Source organism: Gordonibacter faecis (genome assembly GCF_030077735.1).
Classification (GTDB): Bacteria; Actinomycetota; Coriobacteriia; order Coriobacteriales; family Eggerthellaceae; genus Gordonibacter; species Gordonibacter faecis.
In genome coordinates this window covers 173,146-182,572 of the sequence record NZ_JASJEU010000014.1, presented here as the reverse complement: position 1 = coordinate 182,572, position 9,427 = coordinate 173,146, and the positions used below count along the sequence as shown (strand labels likewise).

Below are 9,427 nucleotides of genomic sequence, written 5' to 3'. Positions count from 1 at the left end.
GCTGCTGGGTGAGTGGTAGCTGTTGTTGCTGATGTGAGGGGACCTGGGGGTCCTCTTTTTTTGTTGGGGGGGGGGGAGGGACGAAGGGGGCCTTGTTTGCAGTTCGGGGGAGTTGATAGGACTTCGAACCCTCCTTATTGCGAGAGGTGAAGGAGGTGGAGGATCCTGAGGACTTGAGGGTCCTCTTTTTTGTGCCGTTTGCCGGGGATGGGGTCGTGTTAATTCTAAGGCTGGGAGGGGAGGGGTTACAGGCGGGGGTATAATAGAGTCGATACTATTTTACCTGCATATTCTCGTAGGGATGGAGGAACGTCTGGTGAGCGACAAGGCGCAAGAGGCGGCGGATTCGGCTGAAAAGGCAATGGGAGACGAGGCCAGGCTCGAAGAGCTGGTGGAGACGCTGGCGGGAGGGTCGCGCCGTGCGCGTCAAAACGCTGCTACGGCGTTGGCAATTATTGCAAAAGTGGCACCCGAGAAGCTTGTTGAGAAGGGCAATGCGTTTGTTGATGCTCTTAATAGGCCTGAGGCTCAGACGCGTTGGGAATGCCTCGACGTTCTGACCATGTTGGTCGACTACGATTCGCGTATGTGTGATAAGGCCATTCCAGGGGCTGAGGCTGCGCTGTTCGATGAAGAGAGCGGGCTTGTCCGCTTGGCGGCAATGCGCTTCCTCTGCAAACTGGGCGGCACGACGGAGAATCGCTCCGAGCGTGTGTGGTCGCTTATCGATGAGGGTATTCAGTGCTGGCATGGCGATATGGAATTCCAAGACATGCTTATTGGCGTTGTTGATTTTTCAGCAGGCAAGCTTTCGCCGCGGGTGAAGGAAGAGCTTGCCGCTCGTATGGCGTTTGACGCTTCGAACGGTCGAGGGGCACTCAAGCGTCGCGCCCAGCAGATTCTCGATAATCTGAACGCCTGATAAACGCACGAGTTTGTGGGGGGGGGGTCTTTAAAAGATCCCCCACCTGCTCGGTTGACCGTAGGGTAAGGGCTCTGTCCTTACCGTCAACCAAGGTTGGCTGGTGGGTTTATTCTCGCTGAGCGAGACTAAAGCAAACGTCTTTTAGTTGCCGGCATGCGCTTTCCCTCGTGGGTTTCCAAAGCTGCGCGGCAAGGGTAGAACCCTTGCCCTACGGAGTACCCGTGAAGAGGATCTCCGTTGTGCGTGATGGCAGAACCTAAAGGGCGAGATATTCTTTCCTGACGCGGCGCTTATCATGAGTAGTGGACGGTTGGAGCGACGGGATTCTGAGATACGATTGAGGGAGAGTGTGATGACGAACGAAAACAGCCGTTTTGCCTCCGTGCTTGAGGTGGAGGGCACGAAGTACCGGTATTATCCTGCCTCGACCGTAAAAGGCTCGGAGACGTTGCCGTATGCGTTGACCGTGTTGTTGGAGAACGTGCTGCGCACGGTTGAGGATGAGGCAGCTGCGGAAGAGTTGGCGAACCGTATTGTGGCGGCTGGCACTGCGGGCGACGTGGGCAGTGAGGTGGAGTTCAGCCCGGCGCGCGTGTTGTTCCAGGACTTCACAGGTGTGCCGGTGTTTGTGGACTTCGCCGTCATGCGTGAGGCGTGTGCCGAACTGGGTGGCGACCCGGCGAAGATCAACCCGCAGATTCCCTGCGATCTGGTGATTGACCACTCGGTCATCGCTGATGAAGCGGGGTGTGCGGGGGCGCTTGCGCACAACATGGAGCTGGAGTTCTTGCGCAACCGCGAGCGCTATGATTTCTTGAAGTGGGCGCAGCAGTCGTTCGACAACGTGCGCATTGTGCCGCCAGGGGTGGGCATCTGTCACCAACTCAATATCGAACAGTTTGCGCACGTGGTAATGACCTCGGATGCAGCGGGTGTTGAGCGCGCAGAAGATGAGCCGGCGGTTGCCTACTTCGACACGCTGGTGGGGACTGATAGCCATACGCCGACGGCTAATGGTATTGGCGTGCTGGGCTGGGGCGTGGGCGGTATTGAAGCTGAGGCGGCGGCGCTTGGGCAGCCTATTACCACGCTCGTGCCGCGTGTGGTAGGCGTGCGCTTGACCGGCGCGCTTTCCGAAGGCGTGGCGGCTATGGATGTGGCGCTGACATTTGCGCAGATGCTACGCGAAAAAGGTGTCGTGGGTTCGTTTGTGGAATGCTTCGGGCCGGGCCTTGCCAGCTTAAATGCCACGCAGCGTGCGTGCATTTCCAACATGACGCCGGAATACGGCAGCACCTGCACGCTGTTCCCGGTGGATGAGCAGACACTTGCGTATCTGCGTCTGACGGGTCGCGCGCCTGAGCAGGTGGCGCTCGTGGAGGCGTACGCGAAGGCGCAGGGCTTCTGGAATGATCCGGAGGCGCCGGAGCGCACGTACGCTGAGGTGATTGAGCTTGACTTGGGATCGGTGGAGCGCTCGCTGGCGGGGCCGTCGCGTCCGCATGATCGTATTCCGCTGACGGGTGTGCAGGAGCGTTTCCGCGCGGTGTGTGCTGAGCGCGGTTTGGATATGAAGAAGAGGGTGTCGGTGGAGCTAGCCGGTGAGGAGCACGAGATCGGGCATGGGGCACTTGCCATTGCGGCCGTGACCAGCTGCACCACGGCTACCGACCCGCGCATGATGCTGGCATGTGGCCTCGTGGCGCAGAAGGCCGCAGAGGCGGGGCTTGCGCCCAAGCCGTGGGTGAAGACCATTCTTGCGCCGGGCAGCAAGGCTACGGAACTGTTGCTTGAGCGTGCGGGCCTGCTGGACGGGCTGCGCCAGCTGGGCTTCTATACCTGCGGATTCGGCTGCATGAGCTGCATCGGCAACTCGGGCCCCCTCTTTGACGCGCTGCATGACGTGGCTGATGAGGTGGAACTGGCCAGCGTGCTATCTGGCAACCGTAACTTCGAGGGTCGTATTTCGCCCGACGTGTCGCAAAACTACCTGGCTGCGCCCGCGATGGTGATTGCCTACGCGCTGGCGGGCACCATGGACGTGGACTTGACACACGATGCGCTCGGTACGCGTGAGGATGGCACGCCGGTGTATCTGGCTGACATCTGGCCGACCGACGCGGAAATTGACGCGCTGGTGGCCTCGTGCGTGAACGAGGAACTCTACGAGGAAGGTACGCGCGGCCTTTATGACGGCGATGCGGCATGGCAGGCGCTTGGAAGCGAGTCGAGCGACACCTTCGCCTGGGATGATGTGTCAACCTATGTGCGCCGCGCCCCGTACTTTGATGGTATGACGCGCGAGCCTGCGGCGCCTGCGTCGGTGGAGGGCGCGCGTGTGCTGGCGCGCCTCGGTGACTTCATCACGACCGACCATATTTCTCCGGCAGGTTCCATTGCGTCCGACTCGCCGGCGGCGCGCTACCTGGAGGATCGCGGTGTGGATGCCGCCGACTTCAACACCTACGGGGCGCGTCGCGGCAACCATGAGGTGATGATGCGCGGCACGTTCGCCAACGTGAAGTTGCAGAATATGCTGGCTGAGGGCAAGAAGGGTGGCTGGACGCGCGACTTCGCAACGGGCGAGGTGCTTCCGCTGTTTGATGCGGCTATGGAGTACGCGAAGGCAGGCACGCCGCTTGTGGTGGTGGCGGGTAAGATGTACGGCAGTGGGTCGTCGCGCGACTGGGCGGCGAAGGGGCCGGCGCTGCTGGGTATTCGCGCTGCGTTTGCGGAAAGCTTCGAGCGCATCCACCGCAGCAACCTCATTGGTATGGGCATTCTGCCTTTGCAGTTTGCGGAGGGGCAGAGCGCCGAGACGCTGGGCCTTGATGGCAGCGAGTGCTACACGGTAGCGCCGATCGACTTCTCGGCGGGACTACCGGAGCCGCGTGTAGTTGTCGTAACCGCTGAGCGCGAGGACGGTTCAACCGTGGAATTCCAGGCGACGGTGCGCGTGGATACGCCGACGGAGGGTCGCTATTATCAAAACGGCGGCATTCTGCCTTTCGTTCTGCGAAATCTTTTGTAAGGGAAAGAAACATGAGTGCAGGGGTGAGCTATTACTCCTGCCAACCTCTTTATTTGTAAAGACAAGGTAACGTTGGCGCTTGGTTACGATGAGTAGCTGAGCGCTTTGCTTTATACTAGAGACTTTAGACATTCGAGAAAAAGGGAGTGGATGCCGTGAAGCAGACATCCGGATTTGAGGCGTTGCTTGAGGCGCTCAAGCAGTCGGGCGTGAATGTGGACGGGCGCTTTGACGCCGATCCTGCAGACGCATCGACGGGCGCCGGGGGCGAAGGGGGCGACGGACGTCCGCCGCATGTGCACGTGGAGGTGCCCTTCGCTGATCGCATGGCCGCATGGGGTAAAAAGGCGCTGATCATTGCCGCTATTGTCATTGTGATTGTGGGCTTGGCTGCCTACTGGTGGTTCCATCCGCCCATCAACATTCACAGCACGGACACGTGGATGTTTGTGGCGGTGTTTATTCTGCTGCCGCTGTTTTTGGTGTTCTGGAGCCGCTCGCACAGCTATCAGACCGGTACGGGCAAGCATGAGTTGAACCCAAGTAAAGCCAAAGCCTTCAAGTTCGCGAGCTATCTGCCGATAGCCGTGGCCGTGGTTGGTGTGCTGGGTGCGGTGCTGTCGCTGTCCATCTTCCCGGGTAATGCCGAGAAGTACGCGAACGTGCTGCAGACGACGGAAGACAACTTCGCACAGGACATCAAAGAAGTGAACTACTCGGAAATTCCCGTCATCGACCGCGATTCGGCCATTTTGCTGGGCAACCGCGAGATGGGTTCCATCCCCGAGTACGTGAGCCAGTTCGAGATTTCACCGCTGTATAGCCAGATCAACTACCAGAGCGCGCCCGTGCGCGTGAGTCCGCTGGGCTATGCCGACCTGTTCAAGTGGTTCACGAACCGCGAGGCGGGTATTCCGGCGTATGCGCTGGTGAACATGACCACACAGGATGCGGAAATTGTGCGTCTTGAGGATAGCCCCATTCACTATTCCGAGTCCGAGCCGCTCATGCGCAATATCGACCGCCATGTGCAGCTGAGCTACCCGTTCTACATGTTTGATCAGAAGTCGTTTGAGATTGACGACGAGGGACATCCCTGGTGGATTTGCCCCGTGCAGTCGCGCACGATTGGCCTGTTCGGAGGCACGACCATCCAGCGGGTGGTTATGGTGGACGCCACGACGGGCGAGACGCAGGACCTGGCGATTGGTGATGTGCCGCAGTGGGTTGACCATGCGTACCCCACCGATTTGCTGCTGGAGCAGTACAACTGGTCCGGTAAGTACAAGGACGGTTGGCTAAACTCGGTGTTTGGCCAGAAGAACGTCGTGCAAACCACGCCGGGCACCGACGGCAATCTGGGCTACAACTACATTGCCAAGGATGACGACGTGTGGGTGTACACAGGCGTGACCTCGGCGACGGCCGACAACTCTATCGTGGGCTTCGTGCTGATCAACCAGCGCACGGCCGAGTCGCACTTCTACTCGGTGGCGGGCGCGACGGAGGAATCGGCCATGCAGTCGGCCGAGGGCCAGGTGCAGAACCTGCGCTACCAGGCCACCTTCCCGCTGCTCATTAACGTGTCGGGCCAGCCGACGTACTTCATGGCATTGAAGGACAACGCCGGCTTGGTGAAGCAGTTCGCCATGCTGGACATCCAGCGCTACCAGAATGTGGCCGTGGGCAATACGGTGGCCGAGTGTCAGAAGGCCTACCAGGCGCTGCTCGCCACCAACGGCGTGCTGGCCGAGGCGGGCGTGGACTCGGGCGCACTGGAGAAACAGGGCGTGATTGCTCACATGGCAACCGCCGTGGTTGAGGGTAACTCGCACTTCTACGTGAAGCTGGACGACGGTGCTACCATTTACGACTTCGCGCTGCCGGGCCTCATTGAGATTGTGGGCTACAAGGAGGGCGACACCATTACGTTCACCTACGTGGAAGCTGAGCCGACCAGCCCGGTTGAGGAAATCATCAGCGGATCTGCGGGAGATGCAAAGGATTCTTCTTCGAAGGAGGGCACCGCTGGCTCCGCTGAAGAGACTGCTAAGGGAGCCGACGCTACGGGCGATGCGGGCGGCAACGCTGCCTAAGCGCCTCAGTGGTGTAAATTGGTGGTGTAATTTCGGAAGTTGCTGTTGACAGGGCAGGAAACGGTACTAAACTGTAAAGGCTGCTTCGAAGAAGTGGCACGAAGCACAGGATAGTTCCGCTGCCCAAGACAGCAGGCACCGAAAGGTTTAATCGCGAGAGATCGCGGCCCGCCGAGGTGGTTGTATAAGTTTCGCGCTTAGACGACCCCTGCTGTCATGCGACGGCGGGGGTCGTTTCCTTTTCTCAGGCGACGATCCCACCCGCGAGGGGCGGAACCCGAGTTTGAGAAGAAGGAGGTGTACTGCATGCCCAACGTTCAGAATCAAGAAACGCTTGTCAAGATCAAGGAAGACCTCGACGGCATCTCTGCGATGTGGGTCGTGGATTACCGCGGCCTCACCGTGAAGCAGGTTCAGCAACTGCGTAACGACATCCGCGAAGCCGGTGGCAGCATGAAGGTGTACAAGAACACGCTCATGCACATCGCGCTGGAGGAGTCGAGCCTGCCCACGCTCGATGATTTGCTGGAGGGCCCGAGCGCATTCGTGTTCGCCGGTTCCGACGTGGCCGCTTCAGCGAAGGCTGTAAAGACGTTCGCGAAGGCCAACCAGGATCTGGAGATCAAGGGTGGTTTGATGGAAGGCGCTCAGGTGTCTGCCGCTCAGGTGGAGGCCATCGCTTCCCTGCCGTCCCGCGAGGAGCTCATGGCTCAGATCGCCGGCGCTATTTCCGGTGTTGCTCGCGGCCTCGCTGTCGCGCTCAACGGCGTGCCGAGTGGTTTGGCTCAGGTCACGAAGGCTGTGGCCGATCAAAAAGCTGCGTAGGCGCAGCGAGGGCGGCGTAAGATGCGCCGCTTGAACGAAGACACTGTACAGGCCGGAAAAGCCGGCCGTTTGAAAGGAAGCTATCATGGCTATTACGCGTGAAGAGATTATTGAGGCCCTGAAGGAGATGTCCCTGCTTGAGGCGTCTGAGCTGGTCAAGGACATCGAGGAAGCGTTTGGCGTGTCCGCTGCCGCTCCCGTGGCCGTGGCTGCTGCTGCTCCTGCTGAGGGTGGCGCTGCCGCCGAGGAGAAGTCTGACTTCGACGTCGTGCTCGAGGGCTTCGGCGACAACAAGATCGCCGTCATCAAGGTTGTCCGCGAGATCACCGGCCTGGGCCTGAAGGAGGCCAAGGAAGTGGTCGAGGGCGCTCCGAAGCCGATCCAGGAAGGCGTTGCCAAGGACAAGGCTGAGGAAATCAAGGCCAAGCTCGAAGAGGCTGGCGCTGCTGTCACCCTTAAGTAATCTGGTTCCGGCGGCCTCACGGCCGCCGGAATTGTTCGACGCTGCGGGGTGCGCTGGCACCCGATCTTGCCCCTTGTGCGCTTACCCTCACGTGCGAAGCACGCTCGGGCGCGCGGCGGGGCAATCTCGGGCACCAGCGCACCCCTCGCTGACTCTACGAACGACCTGTTTTACAAAACGCCTCCACCTGGGGGCGTTTTACTTTCTCGGGCATCGAGGAGCCTCGCTGTTTTACTACGCCAACCAGTGAGATAGTTTTCGCGCTGCGCGCGAATTGGTCGGACTTGGAAATTTCAAGTTGCTCATGCATCTGTTGAATCTACGAAACGCTGACGGAATGGCAACGAAACGTATGCGCGCGGTGACGTTCGCCTATAGTGAAATTCTTGGATTGTCGTATGCTGTTGCAAGAATTTTTGCGGTGGCTTTGAAGGGGGAGACCGTACCGATGGGATATTTCAACGCGGCGTGGCAGGATATTAAAAACTCGCCTGGGTGGTTTGGCAAGTTGGTGGTGCTGGGCCTGGTTAGTCTTATACCTATCTTTGGTTGGATTGTGGTGTACGGCTACCTCTATGGGTGGGGGCGTGATATTGCGTGGGGCGTTCATGCACCCTTGCCTGCGCATGTGTTTGGTAACGAGGATGGCCGGCTGTACAGCCGCGGGTTCTTTGTGATGGTTATTGGGCTGGTGTGTTCACTTGCACCCTGGCTTGTGGATGTGGTTGCCATGATGCTGACGGGCAGTTCCGCGTGGGGCTGGCACTACGGCGGCCACTTCTCCTTCCCGTTTGGTATGGCCTCGGGCGTGGTGGGGCTCGTGCTCTTCGCGCTTTCGCTGGCGGCCATGCTGTTCGCCGTGCTGTTTTTCTGGGCGGGGTCCATGCGCATGAGCATTTACGGACGACTCTCGGCGGGTTTTCAGTTGGGTCGCTTGTGGAGCATGCTGAGGCGCGACTTTAACGGCATGCTGCGTATTTTGGGGATGGCGGTGCTGCTGATGTTCTTCTTGTCGGTGGCGGTGACCATTTTTATCATAGTGGTAGTGGTCGTAGGGATGCTGGTTGGCTTCATTGCAACCGGAGGCAACCTGAACATCAACGCAAACCATCCGGGTGCGGCTATTATGGGTATGATCTTCACCATCGGCGGGGTTGCGGTTATCCTGGCGCTGCTGGCGGGCTTTGCCTCGTCGGTGATGACGGTGTTTATTACTGCTATGATCACCCGTGCGTTGGGGTACTGGACGCGCCAGTTCGACGTGCCGGCGTGGCGTGGGCAGGATGACCCTATGCCCTTTGAGTTGGCGGGTGCCGTTGGCAGCTTTGGTGGGCCGGGGCAGCAGCCTCCGTACGGGCAGCCGCCGCTGCGCTAAGACGCCACCGATCAGGGGAAACGGAGGGGGAAGACACCATGGATTACCAAGAATTGAAGCGGCAGATAGATGAGCTTGAGGGCGAACGCCGAGCGCAATGTCGCCAGGTGATGTCGTTGGCGGCGCTGGGCGGTAATGTGCGTCCGGAATTTCGCGCGCATCTTGAGGCCGCGAACGACTATCGCGCTTTCTTCGACGCGCTGTACGAGGACGATTCTCTGCGCTTCACGCGGGCCTGGGCTGCGTGGGCGAAGCTCGCGCGCAAGGATTGGCTAGGGCGGTTCCAGCCCGAACATGCCGTGGGGAATGTTGTTTTTGGCGGGCGTGGTCTGCCCGTGGAATTCGCTGGCGGCGGTACGCTGCTCGTGCCGACGGGCGGACGCGGCAAGACGGCGCGCGTGTACGTGTTCGACGATGGTGCGTTTAACGAAAGTGCCGCCACGTACTTCACCTCCCTGGATGGCGCTTTCACGTGTGCGCACATTGAGTTCGATGGCGTGTACGATGTCTTTGCTGGTGGCGGGGCGGTGGTGTTTGAGCGGTGGCGCTTTAACGAGAATGGCCAGCGGGCGAAGGCGGCCGATCTTGCGCGCGAGTATCGCCTCACTGGTTGAAAGTAAGGCGCGGGGCCGGTCGGCTCCAACGGAAAGAGTTGTAGCGGCGTGCGGGTTCCAACGAGCCCGCACGCTTTTTTGTGGGCGCGCATCGCCGG

At 59.8% G+C, this 9,427-nt stretch carries 7 protein-coding genes and 1 other annotated feature; all 7 genes read left to right on the top strand.

The window, feature by feature from the left end:
- Positions 1–316: 316 nt before the first annotated feature.
- The 7 genes from QNJ86_RS08470 to QNJ86_RS08440 all read left to right on the top strand — a co-directional run bounded on the left by QNJ86_RS08470 (position 317) and on the right by QNJ86_RS08440 (position 9,329).
- Entirely contained in the window at positions 317–922 is a 606-nt protein-coding gene (locus tag QNJ86_RS08470) for a HEAT repeat domain-containing protein (protein ID WP_283832176.1), read from the top strand.
- Positions 923–1,277: 355 nt separating this feature from the next.
- Positions 1,278–3,956, top strand: coding sequence for an aconitate hydratase AcnA (gene acnA / locus QNJ86_RS08465; protein ID WP_283832175.1), 2,679 nt, complete (start codon positions 1,278–1,280; stop codon positions 3,954–3,956).
- Positions 3,957–4,111: 155 nt separating this feature from the next.
- Entirely contained in the window at positions 4,112–6,052 is a 1,941-nt protein-coding gene (locus tag QNJ86_RS08460) for a putative periplasmic lipoprotein (RefSeq protein WP_283832174.1), read from the top strand.
- A gap of 104 nt (positions 6,053–6,156) precedes the next feature.
- Positions 6,157–6,301 (top strand) — a sequence feature (ribosomal protein L10 leader region).
- 57 nt (positions 6,302–6,358) lie between these two features.
- Entirely contained in the window at positions 6,359–6,877 is a 519-nt protein-coding gene (gene rplJ / locus QNJ86_RS08455) for a 50S ribosomal protein L10 (protein ID WP_283832173.1), read from the top strand.
- 85 nt (positions 6,878–6,962) lie between these two features.
- Complete coding sequence (gene rplL, locus QNJ86_RS08450; protein WP_283832172.1) at positions 6,963–7,340, top strand: 50S ribosomal protein L7/L12; 378 nt, start codon at positions 6,963–6,965, stop codon at positions 7,338–7,340.
- Between the two features lie 448 nt (positions 7,341–7,788).
- Positions 7,789–8,715, top strand: a complete 927-nt coding sequence (locus tag QNJ86_RS08445) for a DUF4013 domain-containing protein (protein WP_283832171.1) — start codon at positions 7,789–7,791, stop codon at positions 8,713–8,715.
- 38 nt (positions 8,716–8,753) lie between these two features.
- On the top strand, positions 8,754–9,329 hold the full coding sequence (locus QNJ86_RS08440; RefSeq protein WP_283832170.1) for a hypothetical protein: 576 nt from the start codon (positions 8,754–8,756) through the stop codon (positions 9,327–9,329).
- The last annotated feature ends 98 nt before the right edge of the window (positions 9,330–9,427 follow it).